The organism is Acinetobacter sp. M5A5_2a (genome assembly GCF_053345265.1).
This window is the reverse complement of record NZ_JBKEZV010000002.1, coordinates 137,247-163,511: the sequence shown is the minus strand read 5'-3', so window position 1 is coordinate 163,511 and position 26,265 is coordinate 137,247. Positions and strand designations below refer to the sequence as shown.

The window sequence follows — 26,265 nt, the reverse complement described above, 5'->3', positions numbered from 1 at the left end:
TTTGACGTTTTTGGCAAATATAATAAGCTTTTTTGCCCTTTTTAGCCTTTAACCATCACGACATACTCAAAGCTTCCTTCTTCAATACAATAGGTGTTGAATATGAGCATCGCAGGTATGACGGCAGAAAAATCATATTTAAATCGTCGAAAAGCGTTGGGTATTACTGTGCGTCGCCTTGAATTTAATCCTAAGGCGATCAAGCGGCACTATTTTGCCAATTCTCCTCTTATGTCTCACTTTTTAACTGCACTATCTTCAACGTTTCCTGTAGGAGAGCAGTTTTTCGTAAATAGCGTGCGCAATGTACGTGATAAGGTTTCCGATCCACAATTACAGGCTCAAATTGCCGCTTTTATTGGACAAGAGGCAATGCATTCTAAAGCTCACGATGAGTTTAATGAAGCTTGGCGGCGTGATGATTATAATCTGGACAGCTTTCAAAACTGGCTAAATCAGCGTGATAAATATTTAAGAACGATTCCTCCTAAACTGCAATTGGCCCTTACCTGTGCTTTTGAACATTTTACTGCTCTACTTGGAGGATATGTTTTACAGCACCCAGAGTTATTAAAAACGTTAGATCAAGATGCACTAAAACTTTGGGTATGGCATGCGATTGAAGAAATTGAGCACCGTTCAGTGGCGTTCGATGTCTATCAGCATGTGTATGGGGATGATCGTATTCGTCGCTTACTCATGCGTAGTGTTACTACAGGATTTGCCAGTATTGCTTTTTATGGAACAACCCGCTTATTTTGGCAAGATAAATGGAATAGCTTACCTAAAATTGGAGGTAATTTATTTGGTTTATATTTGCTGGTTAAAATGCTTGTTCAGCTCATGCCGGAATATTTCGCATATTACAAAAAAGATTTCCATCCAAGTCAAAAGGATTATGGCCGTATGGTCGATTACTGGAAAAGTTCTTTGGCAGATGAATATCGAATGGCAAGTTTTCAACAAGAAAAAGACCAATTATTAAGTTAATAAATAACCGGATTGAAAAATCCGGTTTTTAAATCAATAAAATAAAAGCAACACAATAATGCCAAAATCATCATACAATCGAGGAAAGATGTTAAAAATATAAAGAAAAACTTGAGGATAATGTGACGATGAAAACATTGAAACAACTCGCGATCGCGACGACACTTGCCAGTACCTTATTGTTTTCAGGGTGTGGCTATAACACTTTACAAGTCAAAGATGAAGCAGTAACGGCAGCTTGGTCTGAAGTTCAAAACCAATATCAACGTCGATCAGATTTAGTACCAAACCTTGTGAATGTTGTAAAAGGCTATGCTAAGCATGAAGAACAAGTATTAACCGAGGTTACACAGGCACGTTCGAATGTTGCTGGTTTGAAGGTTGATAAAGAAGTTCTAGAAGACCCGGCTTTACTTGAAAAATACCAACAGGCTCAAAGTCAATTAACGGGGGCTTTATCTCGTCTGATTGCTGTTTCTGAAAATTATCCAGATTTAAAAGCCAATACCCAATTCCAAGAACTTCAAGTTCAACTTGAAGGAACAGAAAACCGTATTGCTGTAGCTCGTAATCGTTATATTACAACAGTGCAAGACTACAACGGATATGTACGCCAGTTCCCGCAAGCAGTGACTGCAAAAGTAATTGGTATGCATCCAAAAGCCAATTTCTCTGCCGAAGCATCTGCACAGCAGGCACCAAAAGTTTCTTTTGATTAATTTTAAGAATCAAAGGAGTGCTGCATGAGAAATAATATATTGCTTCAGCTTAAGCAAATTAAGGTATTTGTTATTACCTTAATTTTGCTCTGTTGCGGTGTTCTTTTTCAGAATGCAGCATGGAGTGAGACTAATATTGCAACTGCTACTGATGAAACTGACACCATTGTAGCGGGCAAAATTATTCAGAAGCAGCAGGCTCAAGCTTCCACTTCTAAAAGTGATCAGTCTGCTTCTGGCGTAGCTCCCCAAGCTCAAGTCGCCAACGATATGACAGATGGTGAATCGATTCGTGGTTTGCCAACCTTAAATCAGCCTGTTATTGATCAAGCAAATATATTAAGCGAGGCAGAGAAGCAGCAGCTCGACCAAAAAATTCTAAGTTTATATCAACAAGGCAAAGCACAAATCGGTATTGTTATTGTTCCAACTACTGGCCAAGAAGATATCTTTGATTATGCATTACGTGTAGGTGAAAAATGGCAACTTGGTTCAGCGAAGCGCGATAATGGATTGCTCATTGCGGTTGCAGTAAATGACCGCCGTATACAAATTTTAACTGGATATGGCTTAGAGGGTGTATTACCAGATATTGTCTCAAGCCGAATTATTAGAAACCAAATCACACCCTATTTTAAACAAGCCCAATATGCGCAAGGTTTAAATGCAGGCGTTGATGAAATCGGAAGAATTCTTAATCTTGATCCAGAAGTTGCTCAGCAAGCTGCTCAAGATTTAAAAGAACGACAACACCAAGCCGCAGAAGAGCAACAAGCCAAACAAACAACGCTCACAATGGCTTTATTTATTCTTGTTGCCGGAATTGTAGGGTCATTTATTGTAGGACGACCTCTTAGTGCATCTACTGCGGGTGTTGCTGCGGCAGTGGCAGGCTTTGTAAATGGGGCCGGACTAGTAACTAGCTTACTACTTGGTTTTGGAATCTTCTTTTTACTCATTACCTCAATTGCCCAGCTTATTTTACAGGTTATTCTGAGTGGTGCAGGCGGAGGAGGGCGTGGTGGTGGCTTCGGCGGTGGAGGCGGAGGCTATGGAGGTGGTGGAGGTCGTTTTGGCGGTGGAGGTGCATCAGGCTCATGGTAACAACATCAGAAACAACACAAATTATTACTCAGCCAAAAATTGAGGAATCTGTAGAGCCAAGCCTAAAACGTTGGTTTAAACATCTATGCTATTTTCCTGCCAGTAGCCGTTATTTTTCAAAACAAGATAAGCAGACGATTGCTGATGCGGTACAACAAGCAGAACATGGACATATTGGCGAAATACAGGTTGTAATTGAAGGCCATATTCCATGTTCACAGGCCTATAGACAAAATACACGTTTAAGGGCACAGCAGTTATTTGCAGAATTAGGGGTCTGGGATACCGCATTAAACAGTGGCGTATTGTTATACCTAAATTTATGTGAACGTAAAGTAGAAATTATATTTGACCGCGGTATTAGAAATGCGACCAATGATCAAGTCTGGCATCAGATTTGTGATTCTATCGTGCAACAACTTAAACAAAAACAATATCAGCAAGCTGTAGTGATTGGTGTTCATCAAATTGGAGAGGTAATGTCACGTTTTTATGATGAAAACATGCAAGATCAATCCAATGAATTGGGAAATGCCCCGATTATCATTAATTAAATTATTTTCTAAAATTCTTATATCTCATATTTTTCTAATTTTTTATTTTTAAAAGGTGACTGACAAAAAATGTCACCTATTTATTTATTTTTAAAGAGAATTTGTTCACAAAAACAAATATAAAATTTGATAAGTTTGGTTTACTTTTTTTGATGTGTGATGTGTTGTAGTAAAAAGATAGATGACAATTTTTGTCAGTTACTTACAGTGATTTTATATGTAGTAAATTGAAAAATTAATATAAGTTTTTGTTTTATAAATAAAATAAAAGTTGGCATGGTTGCTGCAATATAACTGATAGCTGAAAAAGCTTATATAAAAACATACATACAATCTTTGGGGAAAAAGGCTATGAATGCACAAAAAGGTTTTACATTAATTGAACTTATGATCGTGGTTGCGATTATCGGTATTTTGGCGGCAATTGCGATTCCTGCTTATCAAAGTTATATAGCTAAGTCTCAAGCATCTGAAGCATTTACACTGGCCGATGGCTTGAAAACTAGTATAGCAACAAATTTACAATCAGGCACTTGTTTTGCTGCTGGCGCCGCCGCCGCCGCCGCTGCTGATTCAATCGCTGGAAAGTATGGAACTGCAACTATTACAGCAGATGCAACTGTGGGTGGCAGTGGTTGTGGTGTTAGTTATACATTTAAGGCTACTAATGTATCAGATAAATTAACAAGCAAAGTAATTGGTATGTCTGTAACTGAAAATGGTGTAATTAAGCCATCAACTGTTACAGTAACTGATACTACTCTAGCTGATTATTTACCGCAGTCTTTTAAATAACAATCTAAATATTTTAAAATAACTGATAGTTATTTTAAAAAACGCATCTTTAGGGATGCGTTTTTTATGTATAAAGCAATTGTGATCAACAATAATTAATTGGAACTGTAGATTCAGTTGACTAAGTTATCTGTATAATTCCCTGCAAGTTCTAAGTCTTTTCACTCGCCACTATGCAAGTATTCTTCCTATTCCTCGCTGCAATCCTGTTGGGTTTTGCATGGTTGTCTCCATTTCACTATAGCCCTTGGGTCATGTTCTCGAGTGAAGTGAGTACTTTTGGGGCTGGATTATGTGTATTAGCCGCCCTAATTCAGCAAAATATTAAAATTCCTAGAGCACAACTATTATTGCTGCCATTTACTTTAATTCCAATAGTGCAGTGGGGGTTTGGTTTAGTTTTTGATTTGAGCACAGCTTTATTGAGTTCATTTTACTTGCTAGGTTTTTGGTTTATGGTCTTAGCTGGTTACAACCTGTCTTTAGATCAACAAAAGCGAGATCAAATCTTTTCGGGTTTTAGCTTACTCGTAATTATTGTATCCCTTGCCACTAGCTTCATTGCAATTTGCCAATGGTTGAATATCGAGTCTCATATTCCGTATGTGCTTAAGTTGCTGGGTAATCGTCCTTACGGTAATTTTGGTCAACCCAATAATATGGCGACCTTTTTAATTATTGGATTATTAGGGTGTTTGTATTTATATGAAAAGAACAAAGTAACTATCTGGTTGTTATTACCTTCAGCGCTCATTATTTTATTTACGGTTGCATTGAGTCAGTCACGAACTTCATGGATAGTTTTTCCATTTTTACTCATCTATTGGATGATTAAGCAGTTTAAAAAGCAAAAAAGATTTGGACTTGCTCAAGGCTTTTTGTGGTGCTTAACATTTTTTTTAATTGCTGGCTTAATCTTACCTTATATCACTCAATTCATCGAATTCTCTACAAATACAGAGATTACTGAAACGAGTACGTTTGTTGCTCGGGCAGGTTCGGGGCATGAGCGTGTAGGTATGTGGATACAAATATTGCATGCTATAGCTCAGCAACCATGGGCTGGGTATGGGTGGAGCCAAACTAGTGTTGCTGTAGTCGATAGTATTCAATATGGAACTGTACATGTATGGTTTAATAGCGCCCATAATGTACTGCTTGATTTAATTATCTGGAATGGTATTCCATTAGCGACTGTAATCATTGCTTACTTTGCATGTTGGTTCCTTTGGTTAAATCAACAGGCTAAAGAAACCATCTCAATTATAGCGATTATGATGGTGTGTGCGGTGTTTATTCATGCCATGTTCGAGTTCCCACAGCGCTATGCTTATTTCTTGCTTACCTGTGGTTTTTTACTTGGTATTGTTCAGGCGCAGACTCCAGTACTCAAAGGAGTTGTACTTAATAAGAAACTTTTTCGCTTAATATGGATAGTTAGTTTACTGCTTATTATTGCGATTTTACGTGATTATAATGTCTATGTTCTGAATAGTAATTTACTTTATAAGAATAAAAAGCCAAATGCAGAGTTCATGGGAAGCAGTAAAATTTTTGTTTTAACGCAGTTTGAAGAGCGTTTAAAATGGATTGAACTTAATCCAGAAACTAAATTATCTGAAGCTGATTTAGTTGAGTGGGGAAATTCAGTAAAGAATAAAGCGACTCCCTATAATTTACGTAAATATGCAAAATTGCTGGCTTATAATGGAAAAATAGAGCAGGCGCAGCACCAAATATTAATTTTAAAACATCTCTATAAGCAAAAAATAACGCTACCAGATTTATTAAAAGAAAAGTAATAAAAAAATCCCCTTGTACTCAAGGGGATTTTTTTATGAGAAATTACATCTGACTCTGGATGTAATTTTCAATGCCAACGTTGCCGATAAGGTCAATCTGAGTATCTAACCAGTCCCAATATTCTTCTTCTTTTTCTAAAATTTCTTGAACGAGATCACGAGTTACATAGTCTTGTTCTGTTTCAGCGAGTGCAACTGTTTTTTGAATTGCCTCTATATTTTCTTTCACTTTACGAATGTCACAGTGTAGAACTTCTTCTGTGTGTTGACCAATGTAAAGTTTGCCTAAATGCTGAAGATTAGGTAGGCCTTCTAAAAACAAAATACGTTCAATAATTTTGTCTGCATGCTTCATTTGACGAATTGATTCTTTATATTCGGCAGAACCTAGCTGTTCAATTCCCCAATCATTAAACATGCGTGAATGTAAAAAGTATTGATTAATTGCAGTTAAATGATGATACAGCACTTGGTTAAGCTGATTAATGACATCACGATTGCCTTTCATTGTAGCTACTCCAAAACAATTTCTGCCTTAATCCAATTAAGGCAATCTATAAAGCCATTTTAGTGAACAATCAGGGATATGGCGAGTAGTTTATGGAACAGCAAATGAAAATCGCAATCAAAAACAACACAATATTAGTAAAGGAGAGTTTCCTGCCAAAAAAAACCGCTTGAATGAGGAACTATTAATGTTCCGCAAAAAGCGGTGGAGGAGCTAATAAATACGGTTAAATGTTTATAATTCTTTTACGCAGCTACGGAAATACGAGCAGCGATTTCTGATAATTCTTCACTAATAATAGCACGTGCTTCTGGTGCACAGCGTCCACAGCAAGTACCGAGATCAAGCAAGTCACGAATTTCGCGATAGCTTTCAGCGCCATTTTCAACAGCGTCTTTAATATCTTGATCGGTAATGCCACGACACAAGCAAACGTACATGGGAGTGATCCCCAAATATAAATGCGATAATTGATATTATTGATAATTATTATCGTTTGTCAATGAAATTCATTTAAAATCTCATTTATTATTATTGGGATTTTGGATAAAAAAATACCACCTGAGCGGAAATCTGAGTGGTGTTCAGATTTTACGCAAGGGTGGTACCTAATTTAGAGCTAAATATTTTTTAATTTCGAGTGTTTAATATTTTGTATCTTATTGATTGATAATAACAATACCATCCATCTCTACTAATGCACCTTTAGGTAGACTAGCTACACCTAATGCTGCACGGGCAGGGTACGGTTGAGCAAAATATTCACCCATAATTTGGTTTACAAGTTGGAAATTTGATAAATCGGTTAGGAAAATATTAAGTTTGGCAATGTCTGCAAGTGAACCACCAGCAGCTTCACAAACCGCTTTTAAATTATCAAATACACGGCGAATTTGAGCTTCGATACCTTCTACAAGTTCCATACTGTATGGGTCTAAACCAATCTGCCCTGATAGATATAGCGTATTGTCTACTAAAATAGCTTGAGAGTATGTGCCGATAGCAGCAGGGGCATTTTCAGTATGAATCACTTGGCGGGACATTTGGTTCTCCTTGATTAAATCTCTTTCCATCATAATCGATGATAGGTTTGGACAAAAGTATCATCGATTTAATTGATTAAGTGGATTTGGAAAGTTTGATTTTGTTAAAGAAACATAAACCTGACCAATAGCTCTTGTAAAGACTAGCTTACTTTGGAAACTTCCATTTGGGGATTAGCAGCATCCAAACGTTCAATACGCGGGAAACCATAATGCATACGTAAGTCACGGATGACTTTTGCAATATGTTTACGGTTGTTGACTACAATATTAACAAAAGTTCTTTGCTCATTTGAATGAACCATCTCTACCCCAGCATTATTTTTACGACATTGATAGATCAGGTCTGATACCTGTTCATCATTCATTGCCATATCTATAGCGAGGTAGGCGGTAAAACGTACATCATCTACATCATCTGCTTTCCATTGAAGCGGCATAATATTTTCAGGATGTAGATGTTGTTCATGTAGCAAGTTATGGCAGCGGATGCGATGCACAATTAACCCACGACGTGTTAAGTGCCCCTGAATTGGGTCACCTAAAACTGGATTGCAGCAATGCGCATATTTAACGTCGATACCTTCGGTACTCTGAATAAGTCGATCTGAGTTTTCTACTTGAGGGTGTTTGTCATGAGCAAATAGGTGATTAGCCACAAGTTGAGGAAGTAAGTCACCAACCGCAATTTGTTCAAACAATGTATTCTTGTTATCGATGTGACGCCACTGTAGTAAATCTAACCAGTCAGCATCAGAGAGATCACTGATCGAACGATTGAAAAGTTTTAATGCGCGGGAAAGTGCTTGCTCACCGACAAGACGCTGTTCTTCTATTTCTTGATCTTTAAGAACATGTTGTAAAGCACGACGGGCTTTTTGCGTATTAATAAAGCTTAACCAGTCTGGATTAGGTGTTGCTAAAACATCCGTAATAACTTCGATAACCTGACCGCTAATTAATGGTGTAGATAATGGTTTAATCTCACCATCCACTTTTGCACCAACTGCATGGTTACCTAAAAATAAACTTGCTGAATAAGCAAAATCAACTACGGTAGCACCTTGTGGTAACTCATGGAGTTGACCATGTGGTGTGTAAACCCAAATTTTTTCTTGATGTAAGTAATCTAATAAATCATTGAAAGTTGTTTTTGCACATTCTCCATCGATAAGCGTATTCAGGTTTTGCATAGAGGCTTGAATGGCTGAGCGACAAGTTTGTGGTGCATTTTCACCTAATACAACACCAAAACGGGCAGCTTTACGCATAAGCTCGGTTTGAATGGTAAGAGATAATGTGGTTTTTTCACCTTTAAGTTTAATCAATAAAGATTGGTTGCCACCAGGTAATGGACGACGGATATGGTCTTGGTATTGGATGACTTGAAAATTTTCTCTTAAAGCATCAACTAGGCGGTCACAGTCGGCAATTGTTTGTAAAACAATTTCAAAAGCATGGCTATGGGTAAGCTCTTGTAAATCCATCTCATTTTTAACGAAATGGCGTAATAATTCGATATTGTTATTTTTCTTTTTAATGCGGCCTTGAATATGATAGTTGTGGAGAAGTTCAGCGAGGTTTTGTTCCCAGATACTTTGATACTTACATCGCTCTGGTTTGGTTTGACGTAGTGCATTTTGCACGTTATCAAACATATCAAGATCAAGATTTTGATAACAAAGATTTTCTAGATTATCGCCCATTTCATTCATGCCGACTAATCTTGCCATTGGCACAAAGATATCAAGAGTTTCTTGAGCAATACGGGCGCGTTTATCTGGACGTAAAGCACCTAGAGTTGTCATATTATGATAGCGATCGGCTAATTTAATAATAATGACACGTGGGTCCTGTAGGGTCGCTTGCAAGATTTTTCGGAATGAGGCGGCCTTGTTATATTCTTTATCACTTGACTGGCTAAGTTTGGTTACACCGTCAACCAGCTCGGCAACTGTCAGACCGAACTTTTCAGTAATATCTTCTTTTGTATATTGAGTGTCTTCAATAACATCATGCAAAAGTGCTGCCATTAAAGTTTCAGCATCTAAACGCATGTTCGCAAGAATGCAGCTGACAGCAATTGGATGCAGAATGTAGGGTTCACCACTTTTACGTGTAATGCCAGTATGCGCTAGATCGGCAAAATCACAGGCAGCAAGCACTTTCTCGACCTCACTTACCGATAAGTAAGGGTCGATAATCAATTTAAGCTGTTGCTTGGCTTGGCTGACCTCTTCGCCTGGCATAAATCACCCTTTTTCCTAATGCTGAGAAACTAAATCTATCTACTTCTTAATGAAAAGCATATTGCGGAACTTGTCAATTTTTTCATTTGAAAAAGTGTATTTTTTTTCAATGAAAATAATTGATTTTTTCAATATCTTTAAATTCAAGACAAAGCCAAATAAAAAACCACCGCAGAAAAACGATGGTTTTTTTATGAAACAGAATTAATTAGAAAGAAAAACCTTCTAAATTCAAGCTGTTTGTAGAAAGAGCAAGATCAAGACTAGAAGTTTGATAATCTTGTTCACGTTGTTTAAGAATTTCTTTCGTAACGTGTCCTGCCGCGATTTCGCGCAAAGAAACTACAGTCGGTTTGTCGTTATCCCATTCTACAGTTGGCTCCATGCCTTGACGTGCCAATTGACGAGCACGTTTACTTGCAACGAGCACAAGCTCAAAACGGTTGTCTACATGATCTAAACAATCTTCAACGGTGACGCGTGCCATAAAAGTTCTCGTTTTGGAATGGTGAATTTGAACAGACTAAACAGTATAAAAGGCTTTCGATCCAGACTCAAGTTATTCCTGTTTTGGTTGAGGAGTAATCAAGTCTTGAATTAATGTTTGATGACGTTTTGCTTGCTGGGATAACACTAAACGGTTTGCTGTAATCACAGCTTCAAGCTCATGTAAGGCTTTATTAAAATCATCATTAATAATGATGTAATCAAAGTTCGTGTAATGCTGCATGTCTTCAACTGCACAGCTTAAACGATGTTCAATGACGTCAACTGAGTCAGTACCGCGATTAGATAAACGCTGACGTAGGTCAAACTGTGTTGGCGGTAAAATAAATATTTGCTTGGATTCAGGAAAAAGTTTGCGTACTTGCTCTGCACCTTGCCAATCAATTTCAAGTAGAACATCGTGTCCTTGAGCTAACTGTTGTTTTACAGTTGCTTGAGAAGTGCCATAGTAATTACCAAATACTTCAGCGTATTCGATAAAGCCTTCATGGTTTACTTGGTCTAGAAAGTCATCTTTTGTAGTGAAGTGATAGTGAACACCATCTAACTCACCAGGACGTTGACCTCGGGTAGTATGCGAGACTGAAACATGTAAATTGCTTACACGATCAAGCAGGGCTTTCACCAAAGATGTTTTGCCTGTTCCTGATGCAGCAGAAACGACAAACAATAGACCCGACATGATATTTTTCCTGATATGATAAAATATCTTCGCTATTGTAGTGTACCGTGCGTTTAAACTGAATAGTTTTAATTGCAAATATTCAAGAGAAATTCCCCTGTTTTATTAATTTTGAGGCTGTTATGGAAATTGTGTTAGCTAATCCGCGTGGTTTTTGTGCCGGTGTTGATCGAGCCATAGCAATCGTCAATCGGGCTTTAGAATGTTTTAATCCTCCTATTTATGTACGTCATGAAGTTGTACACAATAAATTTGTGGTAGATGACTTACGTCAAAGAGGGGCAGTTTTTGTTGATGAACTAGATCAGGTTCCGGATGACTCAATTGTAATTTTTAGTGCTCACGGTGTTTCAAAAGCTGTTCAGCAAGAAGCGGAGCGCCGAGGTTTAAAAGTTTTTGATGCAACTTGTCCTTTGGTTACCAAAGTTCATATTGAAGTGACTAAATATGCACGTGAAGGTACTGAAGCAATTTTAATTGGTCATGAAGGGCATCCAGAAGTTGAAGGAACAATGGGGCAATATGACAAATTAAAAGGTGGTGACATTTATCTGGTTGAAGATGAAGCTGATGTTGCGGCACTTGCAGTAAGACATCCTGAAAAACTTGCATTTGTAACTCAAACAACTTTATCTATTGATGATACTGCTAAAGTTATTGATGCTTTGCGTGCAAAATTTCCTCATATTCAAGGGCCACGTAAAGACGATATTTGCTACGCAACTCAAAATAGACAAGATGCTGTACGTGATTTGGCTGAACAGTGTGATGTGGTATTGGTTGTTGGTTCACCTAATTCATCAAATTCAAATCGTTTACGCGAGCTTGCAGAGCGTATGGGCAAAGCAGCTTACCTTGTAGATAATGCTGATCAGTTAGAACAGTCATGGTTCAATGATACTTGCAAAATTGGTGTGACAGCTGGTGCTTCAGCGCCGGAAATTCTGATTAAGCAAGTGATTCAACGGTTACAAGACTGGGGTGCGCAAGCACCTAAAGAATTAGATGGACGTGAAGAGAACATAACCTTTAGCCTTCCTAAAGAATTACGCATTCATGTGACTCAAGCATAAAGTGTGACTTATTTAACATACTGATTTTAAAATAGTAAAACAGATAATTGTTAATATGACAGTTATCTGTTTTTTTATACCCTTTATCTGTTTTGTATTTTTTTTGTAAATCTAAAAAGTAAAATTTAAATAATAAATAAAAATTTTAAGTTTATTTGGGGTTTCTGGGGATGAGGGGAATTATTTCGCAAGACGGGTTCACCTTGGTTGAGCTTATGGTGACGATTGTGGTAATGGCTATTATTACGATGACGGCTGCGCCGTCTATGTCGAATTTATTAGAAAGCAAACGACTAGATGAAAATCAACGAGATCTAATCAATACTTTGTCGGAAGCAAAGAGTCAAGCCATACTTGGTCGACAAGACGTTTCTATTAATCTGAATTCAACAGCCTCAAATTCACCAACTTCTTTGAATTGGAAAACTACTTCCAATAACACTCTTGAGCTCAAAAATATAGCTGCTGATGGTACGCAAAGTTCATTAACAGCGACGACTTTAACTTTTAATGCTAATGGAGTGGTAAGTAATATTACCCAAGATACACTTTTATCTATTTGTAATTCAAAAATAAATAAAAAGAAAATTCTTATTTTAACAAAGCTTGGCACATTAATTTTTAAAGCTGAGGAGACATGTTAATGCGGAGCTCTAAGCAAGAAGCTCAAGTTGGGGTTGGTTTATTAGAAGTGTTGGTCGCTTTAATTTTACTTGCAATAGGAGTTTTAGGATATGTTGCCTTGCAAGTTCGGGCTATGGATGCTTCTTCAGAAGCATTAAGTAAATCTCAAGCTATTATGATTATGAGAGGATTAGCAGAAAATATTCGCGTGAATAGTTCTCAAGCTAGTCAATATCCTTTATTTGTCCGTAGTTATAGTAATTATTCATCTACTACCGCAGCTCCTACGTTGTGTTTCAATGCCGCTTGTACGCCTTCTCAACTTGCTCAATTTGATGCGTATCAAGCAGCGAGAAATGCTGATCAACTTGGCATGAAAATCACAATGACAAATTGCCCTGGGGTTACAAGCACAATGACCCAGCAGAGGCAATGTCTGTTTGTTTTTTGGGGAAAAACCTCTCCAGTAATTACAACAAATGAAGGAGTCACTAGCGCGGATGTGTCGAGCTGTATGAGTACAAATGGCGTTTATGTCAATAATTCGAATTGTTTAATGATGGAGGCATATTAATGGCTCACTCATTTGTACCATGGAAGCAACGAGGCTTTACATTAATTGAGCTTATGGTCGCATTAGCTTTAGGCCTAATTTTGGTAGCCGCGGCGACTCAATTATTTATTGGTGGACTTCTATCAAGTCATCTACAAAAAGCAAATGCTGAAATACAAGATAGCGGTATTTTTGGCTTGGAGTATATCGCACGTGATATACGCCTTCTAAATTATGGAAATGTAATAAACCCGATATTAACGGATACCACACCTTGGGGTGGTGTTGTTTTAACTGGCTCAACAGCAACCAACAATAACAGTGTTAATTTTGTCCCTAATGTTGGAGCGAATACTTATATTGCTGACACATTATTAAGTCGTGGTGCAGGGGATACGGTAAGTACCGTTAGTAATCACTGGAAAGGCCTTTCAAATATACAGAATAGTTCAAACGCTGCTGTGCAAAGTGATCAGCTGACTATTCAATTTATTGCTCCTACTAATATGACCAATTGCGAAGGTGTGAATGTACTTGCAGGGGATTTAATTGTAGAGCGTTATTTTTTACGTCTGGATATTAATGGTAGTTCCCAGCAAGATTATGCACTTGCATGTGATGCAAATACTCCCTCTACTGTAGCCACAGCTCAACCGACCACTATTGCTGGGTTGGGCGACGCTGGTCAAATTGTATTGCCGCGTATTGACCATTTCCATGTGTTGTTTGGTGCAAAAAATGCGGCTGGCAATTTTGCTTATTATACGATTCCCCAATATCGCGCTGCTGCACAGGCTGCCCGAGATGTTACACCATCTGTGATGCCGCCACGAATTCTTTCAATACAAATATCTGTATTAGCGCGCTCTACTAATAATGCCCAAAACAAAGCCATAGATCCCGCGCAGTCTTTTCTTATGCTAGATCAAACCGTGCATGCTTCTGATAATACAACTCGATTCTTACGCCGTACTTATAACGTAACAATTGCTCTACGCAATGCGATGGGGGAGAGTCTATGACCCATTTAATTCATAAAAGTAGATCTAAGGAAAAAGGGGCAACTCTTATTGTTGTGCTTATTATTTTATTGGTTGTTATTTCTGTAGGTGTTTTAGCAATAAGAGTAGCTATTGTTTCTTTAAAAGTTGCTACTAATAGCCAAGTTAGCCAATTAAATTTTCAATCATCTGACACACCTTTAGAACTCATTGTGCAGATGAATCCTACCACCTTAACTAATATTACAAATGTGATTGGTGCCGCGCTTAAAGAGCACGAAAGTAACCCTGGGGCAGAATACAACTTTTGTTATAAGCCTATTTCTGTAGCAACAAATTTTGCTCAGACCAGAGGCGCAAGTTTACTTCGAGCAGGAAGCGCTAATAATGCAGTCGTCGAAGATGGCGGGGTAGCGGGTTTTTGTGATTTAACAAGTGACTATGGAAGCAATCGTCAAGCGGTGGTTACACAAGTTGCCGTAAGTATTCCAACAGATGCTGCAAGTGATATTCCTGGTTCAAATTTACCACGAGGAACAAATACCTCCGAAGGCACACAACTACCTAAAAGTATGCTGTCTACACAACGTATTCGAGTTATTACCACTGCTTTTTTACCAACCTACGCATCTACCTCTATAGAAACTCTACAAACTGATTGCTTAAGCACGAGTTCAGCGAAAATTAGTGACAATTTTGATACTGCATTAACGGCTAAGCAAACATTGGCGGAGTGTTTGGCTAATCATAACGTGCCTTTTAGTACTCAAGTTCAAGAATTTAACTATACCAATAAGCTCACTCAAATTACGGCACCAGGTTCATAACGGGGAATATCGTGAAACTAAAATTGAAGAATTTTAAGCCAAATAATTTATGGTATGCCATCTGTTCGAGTTCGGTTGCTTTTACATGGCTAATCACAAGCTCCGTTGTGCAGGCGAGTGATTTACAAATTTATGCATCGCCTACAGCAGGTAAAAAAACGATTGTGATGATGTTAGATACCTCCGGGAGTATGACATCTAATAGTTATAACGAAAATCGCTTGGCTATGCTTAAAAATGGTATGAATGCTTTTTTAGCCAGCAATAATCCTGTTTTAAATGATACTCGTGTGGGCTTAGGTAATTTCTCTGCAAATGGTGATAGTCGAAGTGGGCAAATTTTGGTGGCTGCTGCTCCTTTAGGAGATGCAAGTACTTTAAATACGGTGGGGTCTCAGCGCTATAAATTAAAACAGGCAGTTGCAAATTTATCTGCTGGTGGGTCAACACCTTCAGCACATGCTTATGCGGAAGCTGCTGCTTATTTGATGGGTACATCGACTTATTCAGAGGCGAATTACCCTATTCGCAAAGATAGTTATATAAAACGTGTACGAAAATCTGATAATAGAACAGAATATTCATATTGTACGAATTATCGTGATTCACAAATTGATACAGCAAGTTTATGGCAACCTTGTCGCTCTAGTAGTTATTGGAGTAACTGGTCAACCTCTAATCCAGGTGTAGCCACGGCCACGGCGTATGATACTTCGTCTGATTCAAGCTATTCTTATACTTATTACTACACCACTTTTAATTACGCTATAGCAAACGCAGATAGCGGTATTCTAAAATCAAAAACAAATGATACGACAAGCAATCCGAATATTGTTTTAGATAGAAATGCTTCTAACTTAAATGCCATTTACCAATCTCCTTTGCCGGCGGTGGCCAATCGTCAAAGTTGTGATGGGCAGGGCATTTACTTTTTATCAGATGGTGAGCCGAACAATACAACAAATACACGCTCGGCAACAGTAATGTCGACGGCCCTAGGTAGCACTCTGGGAGCAAATTTTAGTTGCTCTGGAGGACTTTCTAATACTTCATCAGATTCTGGTTGGGCTTGTATGGGGGAGTTTGCGAAACGACTATTTGATAAAACAAAAAACCCTGCCGGAGTTTCTATTCAAACAGCATTTGTTGGTTTTGGTAGTGATTTTTCTAGCTTAAGTTCTTCTGATGTAAAAAATGCCTGTCGTTTAAGTTCGAGAACCCAATCTGACCGAAAAGGAGATGATGCGTGTTCACCGAATCAGACCACAAATGCGGTCGCTGCACCTGGTTATGGAAATGGAGGTTTTTTCCCTACCCAAAGTGCACAAGGGGTAACGAGTAGTGTTATTACATTTATTAATAATTTAGATAAAGTCCCTTTAGAGCCTTTAACAACAGGTGCAATCTCTGTTCCGTATGATGCGTTAAATCCAAAAAATTTACAGGAATATGGTTATTTACGTGCTTTTGAGCCTAACCCCGCCAATACGTATTTAACATGGAGAGGAAATCTAAAGAAATATCATGTTGTTTTATCGGGAACAAATGCTGGGGCTTTTGAGGCTAATACGGGGGGATTAGTCTACAACGCAAGTGGAGCATTTAGAACGGGTACGAAGGATTACTGGAATAGTTCTAATTATAACGATGGGGGTAAAGTCTTTTTAGGTGGTTCATATGCAAAAGTTCCTGTACCAATTGTGGGGCAAAATGAAACACGTGATGAAGAAGGAAATATCACAAAATATTATTACGCAGTACAAAGTAAAATCCGCAACTTATTTACTGATGTTTCCGCCGTTGCAGCGGATGGTAGCTTAACGAAAATATCGACTTCTGGAACTAATTTGCTAAAAATTCCCGCTGCTCCACTAGAAGGAACTAATCCTTTTGATAGTGTTGCTAATACAGCAAGTTATGTTTTAGGAAAATTTGATGCCTCAACTGGGCAAGATATTTTAAAAGCTTTCCCGATTAGCTTGAAATTGAAAATATTAAATTATCTAGGTTATTCAACTGATATTGGTGCGGCCACTTTACCTTCCTCCTTGGTTACATCGAATGAACCATATTTATCTATGGGCGGCAGTATTCACTCTTTACCAGTACAGCTTACCTATAATGGAACATTAGATGAAAATGGGAATTTAACTTCTGCTCGAGAGCAATCCATTCTCTATGGAACTATGGAAGGCGGTTTACATATTGTGGATGCTTCAACTGGTGTGGAACAAATGGCTTTCGTTCCTGCCGATATATTAAATGATGCCGTTGCATCAAAAGCTTTAGTTGTTGGCCAAAGTGATGCCTCAGCTCCTGCTCACGGTATGGATGGGGCTTGGGTATCTGACCCTGCATATAGTATTACTACCACAGGAAGTGGTAGTGCTGCAGTTTCGAAAGTGACTGCAAAGCAAATGAATATTTATGGGGGCATGCGAATGGGTGGCAGCAGTTATTATGGCTTAAATGTCTTAAATCCTGCTTCACCTAAGCTTCTCTTTAGAGTAGGAGTAGACCAAACTGATTATAGTCGTATGGGGCAGAGTTGGTCTAAACCTGTACTGGCAAATATTCGTTATAACGGGTCTATCAAACGAGTGATGATCGTTGGTGGTGGCTATGACCAATGTTATGAAAAACCAAATATTACCTTGAGCGACTCTTGCTTTACGAATGGAAAAGCAAAAGGAAATGCTGTCTATATTATTGATGCCAAAACTGGGGAGCGCTTATGGTGGACTAGTGACACAGGCTCTAATATTGATAACTCTAATATGAAGCATAGTATTGTTAGTCGTATTAGTACATTAGATCGAGACGCTGATGGTTTAGTAGACCATTTATATTTCGGTGATTTAGGCGGACAAGTCTTCCGTATCGATCTTAATAATAACCAGACAAAAACGAATTCGACTTATAGTAGTTTTGGTATTCGAGTTGTTCGATTAGCCAATTTAGCAACGAATGATTCCACTTATGATAGCTCGAACGATTATACAGCTGGGAATGCGCCGCGTTTTTATGAACCTCCTACAGTTACCATACATGATTATGGCATCCGCACTTTTATTACTGTAGGTATTGCTTCAGGTGACCGTAGTACCCCATTGGATGTTTATCCGCTTACAGGGCGTGAAGGTATGTCACCTAGCACAGCATTAAGCGGACGGCCTGTAAATAATGTCTATGGAATTATCGACAAAGATTTTATTAAAAAGAATCTAATGTCTTTAACTGATAGCCAACTTGAAACAAAAGATATTACTCGATCGGCTCTTAGAAAAAATCCACAAATTTTACGATCTGGAGAAACACGAGTAGCACAAATTTTCTTTCCAAATACGGGGACGGGCCAAGGTGGTTGGTATCGTTCACTTTCTAGTACGAGCGGTGGTACAGAGAAAGCCAATAATAGTTTCCGTATTAAAGGTGGACTAAAAGCTTTTGAAGAGCCAATGGCAATTACGGGGACTTTAATTGTGCCTGTTTATGACCCGCAGGGAACAGGCATTGTGGCGGCAGACCCATGTTTACCCCGTGTAGTAGGTGAAACGGATCAGCAGACTTACTGTTTACCATTTGGAGCCTGTCTTAATTCTGATGGATCCATTGATCAGAATAAAGAAGATCCTAGTGGGTTTCCAACACAAACGGGTAGTAACTGCCCAGCAGGAGTTTCTGAATGTAATAAAAACGTTATTGGCTCAGGTATCCGTGGCGTAGCATTTGTTCCAAAAAGAGATGAACCTCCAGTGACTAATAGTTGTGGGAAATTACAACTGTCTGGAAACGAGAGTGGAACGGGTGAGTGGCAGTGTACAAGTCATTTAGTTCCTACGCGTTGGTATGAGCGTTATCGCTAAGGGATTATTTATGAATAAATACTATATCCAGCGGTTTAATCAAGGTGTTACCTTGATTGAACTCATGGTTGTCATCGTAATTGTCGCTATTTTTGCTTCGATTGCTATCCCTTCATATCAAAGTTATAGCCGCAGAGCGACTGCCTCTGCTGCTAAAGGTGAAATTCTAAAATTGGCAGAACAATTGGAACGGCATAAATCCAAGAACTTTACCTATAGAGGATTTACCACCACATCTGTAACGTTGCCACAGGGTGGTTATACGATTGAAATTAGTGATGACACAACAGCAGGAAATTTATTGACGAATGGTGCTGCAAATGGGCAGACATGGGTCATTAAAGCGACAACAACAGATTCAAGAAACTTTAATTTTATTGCTAAGAATTCAGGTTTGCGTTGCCAAAGTTTAACAGCCACGGCTGTTGATAATGACTGTGGTGGAACAGTCACTTGCAATGTATGTGAAACAAATAGTGAGAATTGGCAATGAAGAATGGTTTTACCCTGATAGAAATCATGATTGTAGTAGCAATAATTGCAATTTTAGCAGCTATAGCTACACCTTCATATCTGCGATATTTAAGTAAAGGACATCGTACAGCTGTTCAATCTGAAATGATGAATATTGCCCAAACATTAGAATCAGAAAAAATAGTTCACAATCGCTATCCATCGAATGCGACTATTACATCGATTTATGGTTCTAGTGTAAGTCCTCGACAAGGCCAGGCCTTATATAACTTGGCTTTTGCTAATATAACTGATTCAAGTTGGGTATTAACAGCTACGCCTATTTCTACTACTTCTCAAGCTGATGATGGGATCATTTGTCTTAATGATCAAGGACAAAAATTTTGGGCAAAAGGTGCAACTAATTGTGCGTTATCTACCGCATCAAATTGGCTACAGTAATTTTAAATTCAAAACTGCGGATAACTCAAAATTTAATCTTTCTTTCATGGTGAAAATCACGTAGAATGTTGCCCTCTATGAAAGGGGTTTGAAGTGCTGCCGATGGTCGGCGCAGGGATAATCCGTAAGAATTATAAGGCTTTTATCATGGTTGTTATTCGTTTAGCACGCGGCGGCGCAAAAAAACGTCCATTCTATCAAATCGTTGTGACTGATAGTCGCAATGCACGTGATGGTCGTTTCATCGAGCGTATCGGTTTCTTTAACCCGACTGCACAAGGTCAAGCAGAAAAACTTCGTTTAGATGCAGACCGTTTTGCTCACTGGGTTTCTCAAGGTGCTCAACCTTCTGAACGTGTTGCTTCTTTAGCTGCTCAAGCTAAAAAAGCTACTGCATAATTTTTTTGTAGTAGGTAACCCATGACATCAACACAGAATGTTCCCGAAGATCGTATTCAGATTGGACAGTTACGTTCAGCTTATGGATTGAATGGGTGGCTCTGGGTGTATTCAAATACAGAACCCATGAGCAATATGTTTGACTACCTGCCTTGGTACATTGAGACCAAGGCCGGTTGGCAAACAATAGATGTAAAACGTTGGAAACCACATGGCAAAGGCCTAGTTGTTGCTTTGAAGGGTGTGAGTGATCGCACTGGAGCAGAAAACTTGGTTGGCGCTAATATCTGGATTGCTAAGTCTCAACTGCCAAAAGCAGATGTAGATGAGTACTACTGGTCAGATTTAAAAGGCTTAACAGTGTTTGGTCTGGATGATGAAGAACAGGAAGTAAACTTAGGTAAAATCCATGAGTTGTTTGAAACTGGAGCCAATGATGTGATGGTGGTACATGCTACCCCAGACAGTATTGATTCAGAAGAACGCATGATTCCTTGGCATAAAGATGTAGTACAACGTGTTGATCTTGAAGCTGGTCGTATTTACGTCAATTGGGGCGTAGATTATTAATTCTTTTAGGATTAATACAGCAGGAAAATAGAGGAGTCTGTGATGTTTTTTGCAGTCATTACGCTTTTTCCTGAAATGTTTGAAGCGATTACAGCCTACGGCATCAGCGGACGTGCGGCAAAACGGGATATTGTACAAGTCACTTGTATTAATCCTCGTGATTTTGCTGAGGGAAACTATAGAAGAGTGGATGAACGTCCATTTGGTGGTGGCCCTGGGATGGTGATGATGGCTGAGCCTTTGGCGAAAGCAATTAACCATGCCAAACAGCTTGCCTCACAAGCAGGACATGTTCATGTTCCTGTAGTGTATATGTCTCCACAAGGCAAAACCTTAAATGAACAGGCAGTACAGCAGTTTGTTGATTACGACGGCTTAATTGTGCTGTGTGGACGTTATGAAGGCGTAGATGAACGTTTGATCCAGCAATATGTTGATCAGGAATGGTCAATTGGTGATTATGTTTTATCTGGTGGTGAACTGCCCGCTATGGTGTTACTTGACAGTATTATTCGCCGTTTGCCGAATGTAATGTCAGATGAACAGTCAGCAGTACAAGATTCTTTTGTTGATGGTCTTTTAGATTGTCCACAATATACAAAGCCAGACCATTTTGAGGGGCTGGATGTACCAGAAGTTTTAAAATCTGGACATCATGGCAATATCGAAAAATGGCGTTTTTTGCAGCGGTATCAACGAACTTTAGAACGTCGACCAGAGTTGGCTGAAAAAGTAGAGTTGAATAAGCAGCAGAAAAAATGGCTAAAAGATGCGCAAGGGAGTGGTGGTAATTCTTAACCGCTATTCTCAGGAACGAAAGTTCTGCAAAAATACGAGAAGCAATGCTTCGAGTTAAAGCATGATTCTATTTAATGAATAGTTTTATGTATATTCTAAGGCTCTTTATAGACATATTGTCATAAAGGGAAAGATAAACGGGTTGATATGCGTTTTAGCCTCTATCCCCAGCGGAACCTCAGACCTCTTCTGACTCCGCACATATTGGAGATTCCCACAATGAGTGGTAAACATCCTTTAGTTCAAATTATTGAAAATGCACAGTTAAAAACTGATATTCCTTCTTTTGCTCCTGGTGACACTGTTATTGTCCAAGTTAAAGTAAAAGAAGGTGAGCGTGAGCGTCTTCAGGCATTTGAAGGTGTTGTAATCGCGAAGAAAAACCGTGGTTTAAACTCTGCATTTACAGTTCGTAAAATTTCTAGCGGTGTTGGTGTTGAGCGTGTATTCCAAACTCACTCTCCAATCGTTGCTAAAATCGAAGTGAAACGTCGTGGTGACGTTCGTCGTGCTAAACTTTACTACCTCCGTGACTTGTCTGGTAAAGCTGCACGTATTCGTGAAAAATTACCAGCTCGTAAAGCGTAAGCTTATACCGAGTAAAAAAATGCGCCTTTTGGCGCATTTTTTTGTTTAAAAATTATAGTCCTTGAAGTTTTAATCGGTTTGCATGTTGACGGTAAACCGAGACAGGATCTGAAGCAAAAATAGAGCGTATCCCAAGCACTTGGTTCACCTCATCTAAATGATTCCAGTTGTAATCATCACGAATGGTTTTACCAAATTTGGCGCTGCATCGTGAAACAAGCCCATCATTATCACCAAATGGATCGACTACTAGACTACTGCCTGTAAGGGCAATATCAAATGGATCTAATGGATTTGTTAAAGCTTTATTTCCTGAGAAAGAATACATATAAATGCCTTTGTCTTGATATGCCCCCTCACCACAAGAAGTAGTTGGCATACCCATAGGAAATTGAGCATTAAACTGAGCTGAACCTTTAGTTGATAAGCTATGAGCACCTGCTAAAGAGTCGTGCGGATAACTTGTCGGATCTAGACCTCCTGCCCAAGTAATTGCTGCTGAAAACCAGTTTACTAAAGTTGCCACGCCTGAAAGAGGAGTACCCTCAACATTCAGGATGACATCTGCCATTGGTGATCCCTTATGAGGTGCGCCAATCGTAGTGAGTGATGCCACCTTTTCTGGCATGATACCAGCCACATAGCGAATTGTTGGCCCCCCGTGGCTATGACCGATTAAATTGACTTTGGGCTTACCGGTAATGGCAATAATTTCTTCTACTTGCTGTGCAAGTTGTTCTCCACGCACTTCTGTTGAGTTAAATGGTGAGACTCTTGTTGCCCAGACATTTCCTCCATTACGGGCAAGATCAGGAAGAATTTGGTACCAATAATCGAGACCAAGCGTATCTGTTCCAACTCGGCTAAAGCCTGCCATACCGTGATTAAAAACCATTGGGTATTTTGTTTGAGCGTAAGATGAATATACGAACGAGCTTTTAACTTGTTCAGCATTTGTTGCATGGGCCACTGAAATACTCAGTCCTGAGAGCATTGCAGCGCAGAAAAACATTAACTTCCTTTTCATTTTTTACTCACTATTTTTATTTTGTATGAAAAGCAGCTTCTTACTGCTAGTGAATGTTAGCCAGTTCCCAAAAAGGAAAGGCTTAGTAATTAAATGGCAGTTCACCTCCCTGATCATGGACCGTTTCAAAAGTTCGAAGTCTTAGTTGTTCTTGTGATGAATTGAATTGTTGTTGACGTAACTGCTGAATCGCTTGGTTTTTGGCGCTATCACTCAGGTTACTTTTAATAATTTCATCTCGACCATCGAGGTAACTGGTGACCCTTTGTTGCCAAGCATTACGCTGTGTATCTAAAGTTTCTAATCTTTGAGTCGCCTCGGCTCCAACAAGTGCTGTACGCATTTGCCGAAGTTCTTCTGCTGAACCATTGCGTGCTTTAATTTGTTTGGTCAGTGTATGTAAATCGTCAAGTTTGGAGAGTTCTTGTAGGTTGTGTTGCCAGTCTTCTGGAAGTTCTTCAAAACGCTCTTTAAGCTTTCGTGCTTTTTCAATTTCGCTTAAAGAAGAGTCCTCAAGTATCTGCATTCGATCTAGTGTGTAGTTCTGATAGATATCTTCGCTCGAGAAAAGCCCTTCAATTTCAGAGGCCGAAAAAAAGCGTTTTCTTATATCTTGGATCGAGTTAAAAATCTTTTGAAAATAATTTTTATCTTGTTGTTTTGCTGAAGGTGCTTGGATTTGAGCAAGCTGTTCACGATATTTTAAATAACGCGTCCATAAGTCCATAATCTGTGAGCGAGCTGGTTCTAGATATTGTCCTTGAATAAATTTCCCAAAGTGAATTTTGATTTGTTCTAAATCATTTTCCCCATATTGGGTAATAAAATATTCAAAGCAGTCACGGGTTTGACTATTCACGACCAAATGTTGGGAACTATCAATTTTTAATTGGCAGTTAACTTCTGTGTCTTGCTGACTTTTACTATGGTACGCATCTTCGTCTAGCGATGAATGATCTGTATAAGGAGATGATGCTAAGTTTTGAGCTTTATTTTCACTCATCTGAGCTGGTGTGTTTTTTGAGTCTGGACTTAACCAATATACACATGCAATGAGGCCCAAAATAAAAAATCCGAGCACACACCACAATACCTTCTTCTGCATCCCTTGCATAAAGATATCTTCCTTAAGTTTTAATTTGTTGTTTTTTTACTCGATTATTAATGTGCCATAAAATAAGTGAAAAGGCACCTAAATATTGTGAAAATATCTTGCCGAATTTGCTAACATGTCGGCACTTTTTTCTAGCTTTGTGTTCCAGTAAAAATGACGACAAAAAATCAAAAAATTTCTCGTCGCCATATCAGTGGTGTATTTCTATTAAATAAACCATTAGGGCTCAGCTCAAATGCGGCTTTGCAAAAAGTGCGTTGGTTATATCGCGCCCAAAAAGCAGGTCATACAGGGGCTTTAGATCCTTTGGCGACAGGGTTGCTTCCTATTTGTTTAGGAGAGGCCACTAAGTTCTCACATTATTTGCTGGACTCAACAAAGCGCTACCAAACCACTGTTCGGTTGGGGCAAACTACAACGACAGGTGATGTGGAAGGGGAGATTCTACAAGAACGCCCTGTTCCTGTTCTGAGCCGAGAGCTTATTGAACAAACCCTAGAAAAATTTAGAGGTGATATTCAGCAAGTTCCGCCAATGTACTCTGCTTTGAAAAAAGAAGGCAGACCGTTATATGAGCTTGCTAGAAAAGGTATCGAGATTGAGCGTGAAGCACGTCCAATCACGATTTATGCTTTAGAACTCATTGAATTTACCGAAAATAGTATCACTCTGGATGTAACTTGTTCTAAAGGAACATACATTCGTGTATTAGGTGAAGATATTGGCGAAGCACTTGGTTGTGGTGGGCATTTAACGATGCTAAACCGGACTCAAACCGGACATTTTGAGCTTATTCCGAGTTATACCATTGAATATCTGGAAAGTCTGACAGAAGAGCAAAGAGAAGCTTTGTTACTTCCAGTTTATGCTCCAGTTGACCATTTCTTAAAAATTCAGGTTCCAGAAGGGCGTGAAAAATATTTTTGCAACGGTTTAGAAAGCAATATTGAGCATTCTGCAGAAGCAGAGGTTTTGGTTTTTTCGGATGAGCGCTGTCTAGGTTTAGCCGAGATTACCGATAAAAAACGGTTGGTACCTAAACGTATCTTAAATTTGTAGTAGATGTTGAGTATAGAGCATGGGTATGGAATGGGATGTTATCCTGAGTTTGATCTTTTTTGCGTTTACTGCGGGAGCGATTGATGCTGCTGTTGGGGGCGGCGGACTTATTCAGATTCCAGGCCTTATGAGCACTTTCCCGACCATGCAGACTGCAACGGTGATTGGTACTAATAAGCTTTCTTCAATTTTTGGTACAGCATCGGCTGCTTATACTTTTGCGAAAAGAGTGAAGTTGCAATGGAAACTTTTAGCAGTTATTGCCATTTGTGCTTTGATTAGCTCTTTTGCTGGCGCTGCTTGTTTATCCTTAATTCCTCAATCTGTATTGCGTCCTTTCGTATTCGTAATGTTGATTGTGATAGCAATTTATACGCTAGTTAAAAAGAACTTTGGACAGGTCCATACTGAGCAAAAAATTACTAATAAAATGCTGGTTTTAGCTGGCATAGGCAGTTTAGCGATCGGTTTTTATGACGGAATTTTTGGGCCGGGAACGGGAAGTTTCTTTATCTTCTTTTTTATCCGCTTTTTACAAGTCGACTTCTTGCATGCTTCTGCCTTATCCAAAATTGGTAATTTTATGACCAATTTGGCTGCATTGAGTTTCTTCATTCCGACAGGACACGCTATTTTGCACATTGGCTTAATGATGGCAGTAGCGAATGTATTGGGTTCTATTATTGGGGTGCGTACCGCACTTAAATACGGTAGTGGTTTTGTCCGTATTATCTTTTTAATTTTAGTCAGTGTTTTAATTTGTCGTTTAGGCTATCAACTGTTTGTAACAGGCTAAATATTTCGAAAAGTATGAACTGATCAGGAGAAGAAGTTCATACTTTTTGTGTAGGCATTTAACATTATAAATATAAAAATAATTACAGAAGTTTACTAGAAA

The 26,265-nt window shown here is 38.8% G+C and carries 28 protein-coding genes; 20 read left to right on the top strand and 8 right to left on the bottom strand.

Features of this window, described 5'->3' with window-relative positions:
• Positions 1 to 102: 102 nt before the first annotated feature.
• From ACLBWE_RS03135 to ACLBWE_RS03110, 6 genes are all read left to right on the top strand, one after another.
• Positions 103 to 990 (top strand): metal-dependent hydrolase, encoded by an 888-nt coding sequence (locus ACLBWE_RS03135; protein ID WP_056482453.1) that lies wholly within the window; start codon positions 103 to 105, stop codon positions 988 to 990.
• Between the two features lie 128 nt (positions 991 to 1,118).
• Positions 1,119 to 1,709, top strand: a complete 591-nt coding sequence (locus ACLBWE_RS03130; protein ID WP_003653797.1) for a LemA family protein — start codon at positions 1,119 to 1,121, stop codon at positions 1,707 to 1,709.
• A 24-nt stretch (positions 1,710 to 1,733) separates the two neighbouring features.
• Complete coding sequence (locus ACLBWE_RS03125) at positions 1,734 to 2,813, top strand: TPM domain-containing protein (RefSeq protein ID WP_447601125.1); 1,080 nt, start codon at positions 1,734 to 1,736, stop codon at positions 2,811 to 2,813.
• Positions 2,807 to 3,367: a TPM domain-containing protein gene (locus tag ACLBWE_RS03120; protein ID WP_447601123.1), complete on the top strand. Its 561-nt coding sequence runs from the start codon at positions 2,807 to 2,809 to the stop codon at positions 3,365 to 3,367. The genes ACLBWE_RS03125 and ACLBWE_RS03120 overlap by 7 nt, the downstream gene beginning before the upstream one ends.
• Positions 3,368 to 3,718: 351 nt before the next feature.
• Positions 3,719 to 4,162: a pilin gene (locus tag ACLBWE_RS03115; protein WP_447601121.1), complete on the top strand. Its 444-nt coding sequence runs from the start codon at positions 3,719 to 3,721 to the stop codon at positions 4,160 to 4,162.
• A 173-nt stretch (positions 4,163 to 4,335) separates the two neighbouring features.
• Positions 4,336 to 5,964, top strand: a complete 1,629-nt coding sequence (locus ACLBWE_RS03110) for a pilin glycosylation ligase domain-containing protein (RefSeq protein ID WP_447601119.1) — start codon at positions 4,336 to 4,338, stop codon at positions 5,962 to 5,964.
• 43 nt (positions 5,965 to 6,007) lie between these two features.
• Here the strand turns inward: ACLBWE_RS03110 and bfr are convergent, their stop codons facing one another.
• The 6 genes from bfr to gmk form a co-directional block, all read right to left on the bottom strand.
• Positions 6,008 to 6,472 (bottom strand): heteropolymeric bacterioferritin subunit Bfr, encoded by a 465-nt coding sequence (gene bfr, locus ACLBWE_RS03105; RefSeq protein ID WP_003653790.1) that lies wholly within the window; start codon positions 6,470 to 6,472, stop codon positions 6,008 to 6,010.
• 245 nt (positions 6,473 to 6,717) lie between these two features.
• Positions 6,718 to 6,912, bottom strand: coding sequence for a bacterioferritin-associated ferredoxin (locus tag ACLBWE_RS03100; RefSeq protein ID WP_004639703.1), 195 nt, complete (start codon positions 6,910 to 6,912; stop codon positions 6,718 to 6,720).
• Positions 6,913 to 7,131: 219 nt separating this feature from the next.
• Entirely contained in the window at positions 7,132 to 7,515 is a 384-nt protein-coding gene (locus tag ACLBWE_RS03095) for a RidA family protein (RefSeq protein WP_002116996.1), read from the bottom strand.
• 143 nt (positions 7,516 to 7,658) lie between these two features.
• Positions 7,659 to 9,764 carry a RelA/SpoT family protein gene (locus ACLBWE_RS03090; RefSeq protein ID WP_005038306.1) on the bottom strand — a complete coding sequence of 702 codons (2,106 nt, stop codon included), beginning with the start codon at positions 9,762 to 9,764 and terminating at the stop codon, positions 7,659 to 7,661.
• A gap of 208 nt (positions 9,765 to 9,972) precedes the next feature.
• Positions 9,973 to 10,251: a DNA-directed RNA polymerase subunit omega gene (gene rpoZ / locus ACLBWE_RS03085; protein WP_002116990.1), complete on the bottom strand. Its 279-nt coding sequence runs from the start codon at positions 10,249 to 10,251 to the stop codon at positions 9,973 to 9,975.
• Between the two features lie 72 nt (positions 10,252 to 10,323).
• A complete protein-coding gene (gene gmk / locus ACLBWE_RS03080) occupies positions 10,324 to 10,953 on the bottom strand; it encodes a guanylate kinase (RefSeq protein WP_003653783.1) in 630 nt (209 codons plus the stop codon).
• Between the two features lie 122 nt (positions 10,954 to 11,075).
• On the opposite strand from gmk, the gene ispH reads away from it, so the two are divergent.
• The 12 genes from ispH (at position 11,076) to rplS (ending at position 22,167) form a co-directional block, all read left to right on the top strand.
• Positions 11,076 to 12,026, top strand: coding sequence for a 4-hydroxy-3-methylbut-2-enyl diphosphate reductase (ispH, locus tag ACLBWE_RS03075; protein WP_003653781.1), 951 nt, complete (start codon positions 11,076 to 11,078; stop codon positions 12,024 to 12,026).
• 170 nt (positions 12,027 to 12,196) lie between these two features.
• On the top strand, positions 12,197 to 12,670 hold the full coding sequence (locus tag ACLBWE_RS03070) for a pilus assembly FimT family protein (RefSeq protein WP_447601113.1): 474 nt from the start codon (positions 12,197 to 12,199) through the stop codon (positions 12,668 to 12,670).
• Positions 12,664 to 13,224 carry a type IV pilus modification protein PilV gene (gene pilV / locus ACLBWE_RS03065; protein WP_427962865.1) on the top strand — a complete coding sequence of 187 codons (561 nt, stop codon included), beginning with the start codon at positions 12,664 to 12,666 and terminating at the stop codon, positions 13,222 to 13,224. Before ACLBWE_RS03070 ends, pilV begins: the two co-directional genes overlap by 7 nt.
• Complete coding sequence (locus ACLBWE_RS03060) at positions 13,224 to 14,225, top strand: PilW family protein (protein ID WP_427962864.1); 1,002 nt, start codon at positions 13,224 to 13,226, stop codon at positions 14,223 to 14,225. The genes pilV and ACLBWE_RS03060 overlap by 1 nt, the downstream gene beginning before the upstream one ends.
• Positions 14,222 to 15,031 carry a PilX N-terminal domain-containing pilus assembly protein gene (locus ACLBWE_RS03055; protein ID WP_447601110.1) on the top strand — a complete coding sequence of 270 codons (810 nt, stop codon included), beginning with the start codon at positions 14,222 to 14,224 and terminating at the stop codon, positions 15,029 to 15,031. Before ACLBWE_RS03060 ends, ACLBWE_RS03055 begins: the two co-directional genes overlap by 4 nt.
• Positions 15,032 to 15,042: 11 nt before the next feature.
• Positions 15,043 to 18,897 carry a PilC/PilY family type IV pilus protein gene (locus ACLBWE_RS03050; protein WP_447601108.1) on the top strand — a complete coding sequence of 1,285 codons (3,855 nt, stop codon included), beginning with the start codon at positions 15,043 to 15,045 and terminating at the stop codon, positions 18,895 to 18,897.
• Between the two features lie 10 nt (positions 18,898 to 18,907).
• Positions 18,908 to 19,390, top strand: a complete 483-nt coding sequence (locus ACLBWE_RS03045) for a type IV pilin protein (protein ID WP_447601106.1) — start codon at positions 18,908 to 18,910, stop codon at positions 19,388 to 19,390.
• Complete coding sequence (locus ACLBWE_RS03040) at positions 19,387 to 19,812, top strand: type IV pilin protein (protein WP_045433343.1); 426 nt, start codon at positions 19,387 to 19,389, stop codon at positions 19,810 to 19,812. The genes ACLBWE_RS03045 and ACLBWE_RS03040 overlap by 4 nt, the downstream gene beginning before the upstream one ends.
• Before the next feature lie 147 nt (positions 19,813 to 19,959).
• Entirely contained in the window at positions 19,960 to 20,211 is a 252-nt protein-coding gene (gene rpsP, locus ACLBWE_RS03035) for a 30S ribosomal protein S16 (protein WP_000260334.1), read from the top strand.
• Positions 20,212 to 20,232: 21 nt separating this feature from the next.
• A complete protein-coding gene (rimM, locus tag ACLBWE_RS03030) occupies positions 20,233 to 20,781 on the top strand; it encodes a ribosome maturation factor RimM (protein ID WP_009392005.1) in 549 nt (182 codons plus the stop codon).
• Between the two features lie 42 nt (positions 20,782 to 20,823).
• Positions 20,824 to 21,579: a tRNA (guanosine(37)-N1)-methyltransferase TrmD gene (gene trmD / locus ACLBWE_RS03025; RefSeq protein WP_005038328.1), complete on the top strand. Its 756-nt coding sequence runs from the start codon at positions 20,824 to 20,826 to the stop codon at positions 21,577 to 21,579.
• 219 nt (positions 21,580 to 21,798) lie between these two features.
• Entirely contained in the window at positions 21,799 to 22,167 is a 369-nt protein-coding gene (gene rplS, locus ACLBWE_RS03020) for a 50S ribosomal protein L19 (protein WP_447601102.1), read from the top strand.
• A gap of 52 nt (positions 22,168 to 22,219) precedes the next feature.
• Here rplS and ACLBWE_RS03015 read toward each other — a convergent pair whose 3' ends face one another.
• Together ACLBWE_RS03015 and ACLBWE_RS03010 are read right to left on the bottom strand one after the other, a co-directional pair.
• Complete coding sequence (locus ACLBWE_RS03015) at positions 22,220 to 23,161, bottom strand: lipase family alpha/beta hydrolase (protein WP_080758485.1); 942 nt, start codon at positions 23,159 to 23,161, stop codon at positions 22,220 to 22,222.
• 115 nt (positions 23,162 to 23,276) lie between these two features.
• Positions 23,277 to 24,308, bottom strand: a complete 1,032-nt coding sequence (locus ACLBWE_RS03010; protein ID WP_447601100.1) for a lipase secretion chaperone — start codon at positions 24,306 to 24,308, stop codon at positions 23,277 to 23,279.
• A gap of 153 nt (positions 24,309 to 24,461) precedes the next feature.
• Here ACLBWE_RS03010 and truB point away from each other — a divergent pair, with 153 nt between their 5' ends.
• Together truB and ACLBWE_RS03000 are read left to right on the top strand one after the other, a co-directional pair.
• Positions 24,462 to 25,367, top strand: a complete 906-nt coding sequence (truB, locus tag ACLBWE_RS03005) for a tRNA pseudouridine(55) synthase TruB (protein WP_447601098.1) — start codon at positions 24,462 to 24,464, stop codon at positions 25,365 to 25,367.
• A gap of 19 nt (positions 25,368 to 25,386) precedes the next feature.
• A complete protein-coding gene (locus tag ACLBWE_RS03000; protein WP_198078153.1) occupies positions 25,387 to 26,163 on the top strand; it encodes a sulfite exporter TauE/SafE family protein in 777 nt (258 codons plus the stop codon).
• Positions 26,164 to 26,265: the final 102 nt, after the last annotated feature.

Excerpts from the sequence above, each read along its gene's own strand:
- ACLBWE_RS03070 (WP_447601113.1), top strand. The coding sequence starts at position 12,197 with ATGAGGGGAATTATTTCGCAAGACGGGTTCACCTTGGTTGAGCTTATG.
- ACLBWE_RS03135 (WP_056482453.1), top strand. The coding sequence starts at position 103 with ATGAGCATCGCAGGTATGACGGCAGAAAAATCATATTTAAATCGTCGA.
- ACLBWE_RS03040 (WP_045433343.1), top strand. The coding sequence starts at position 19,387 with ATGAAGAATGGTTTTACCCTGATAGAAATCATGATTGTAGTAGCAATA.
- rpoZ (WP_002116990.1), bottom strand. The coding sequence starts at position 10,251 with ATGGCACGCGTCACCGTTGAAGATTGTTTAGATCATGTAGACAACCGT.
- ACLBWE_RS03090 (WP_005038306.1), bottom strand. The coding sequence starts at position 9,764 with ATGCCAGGCGAAGAGGTCAGCCAAGCCAAGCAACAGCTTAAATTGATT.
- gmk (WP_003653783.1), bottom strand. The coding sequence starts at position 10,953 with ATGTCGGGTCTATTGTTTGTCGTTTCTGCTGCATCAGGAACAGGCAAA.
- rpsP (WP_000260334.1), top strand. The coding sequence starts at position 19,960 with ATGGTTGTTATTCGTTTAGCACGCGGCGGCGCAAAAAAACGTCCATTC.
- bfr (WP_003653790.1), bottom strand. The coding sequence starts at position 6,472 with ATGAAAGGCAATCGTGATGTCATTAATCAGCTTAACCAAGTGCTGTAT.
- ACLBWE_RS03100 (WP_004639703.1), bottom strand. The coding sequence starts at position 6,912 with ATGTACGTTTGCTTGTGTCGTGGCATTACCGATCAAGATATTAAAGAC.
- ACLBWE_RS03015 (WP_080758485.1), bottom strand. The coding sequence starts at position 23,161 with ATGCTCTCAGGACTGAGTATTTCAGTGGCCCATGCAACAAATGCTGAA.
- rimM (WP_009392005.1), top strand. The coding sequence starts at position 20,233 with ATGACATCAACACAGAATGTTCCCGAAGATCGTATTCAGATTGGACAG.
- ACLBWE_RS03095 (WP_002116996.1), bottom strand. The coding sequence starts at position 7,515 with ATGTCCCGCCAAGTGATTCATACTGAAAATGCCCCTGCTGCTATCGGC.
- rplS (WP_447601102.1), top strand. The coding sequence starts at position 21,799 with ATGAGTGGTAAACATCCTTTAGTTCAAATTATTGAAAATGCACAGTTA.
- pilV (WP_427962865.1), top strand. The coding sequence starts at position 12,664 with ATGTTAATGCGGAGCTCTAAGCAAGAAGCTCAAGTTGGGGTTGGTTTA.
- ACLBWE_RS03010 (WP_447601100.1), bottom strand. The coding sequence starts at position 24,308 with ATGCAAGGGATGCAGAAGAAGGTATTGTGGTGTGTGCTCGGATTTTTT.
- ACLBWE_RS03130 (WP_003653797.1), top strand. The coding sequence starts at position 1,119 with ATGAAAACATTGAAACAACTCGCGATCGCGACGACACTTGCCAGTACC.
- ACLBWE_RS03000 (WP_198078153.1), top strand. The coding sequence starts at position 25,387 with ATGGGTATGGAATGGGATGTTATCCTGAGTTTGATCTTTTTTGCGTTT.
- ACLBWE_RS03060 (WP_427962864.1), top strand. The coding sequence starts at position 13,224 with ATGGCTCACTCATTTGTACCATGGAAGCAACGAGGCTTTACATTAATT.
- ACLBWE_RS03120 (WP_447601123.1), top strand. The coding sequence starts at position 2,807 with ATGGTAACAACATCAGAAACAACACAAATTATTACTCAGCCAAAAATT.
- ACLBWE_RS03115 (WP_447601121.1), top strand. The coding sequence starts at position 3,719 with ATGAATGCACAAAAAGGTTTTACATTAATTGAACTTATGATCGTGGTT.
- ACLBWE_RS03110 (WP_447601119.1), top strand. The coding sequence starts at position 4,336 with ATGCAAGTATTCTTCCTATTCCTCGCTGCAATCCTGTTGGGTTTTGCA.
- ispH (WP_003653781.1), top strand. The coding sequence starts at position 11,076 with ATGGAAATTGTGTTAGCTAATCCGCGTGGTTTTTGTGCCGGTGTTGAT.
- ACLBWE_RS03055 (WP_447601110.1), top strand. The coding sequence starts at position 14,222 with ATGACCCATTTAATTCATAAAAGTAGATCTAAGGAAAAAGGGGCAACT.
- truB (WP_447601098.1), top strand. The coding sequence starts at position 24,462 with ATGACGACAAAAAATCAAAAAATTTCTCGTCGCCATATCAGTGGTGTA.
- trmD (WP_005038328.1), top strand. The coding sequence starts at position 20,824 with ATGTTTTTTGCAGTCATTACGCTTTTTCCTGAAATGTTTGAAGCGATT.
- ACLBWE_RS03125 (WP_447601125.1), top strand. The coding sequence starts at position 1,734 with ATGAGAAATAATATATTGCTTCAGCTTAAGCAAATTAAGGTATTTGTT.
- ACLBWE_RS03045 (WP_447601106.1), top strand. The coding sequence starts at position 18,908 with ATGAATAAATACTATATCCAGCGGTTTAATCAAGGTGTTACCTTGATT.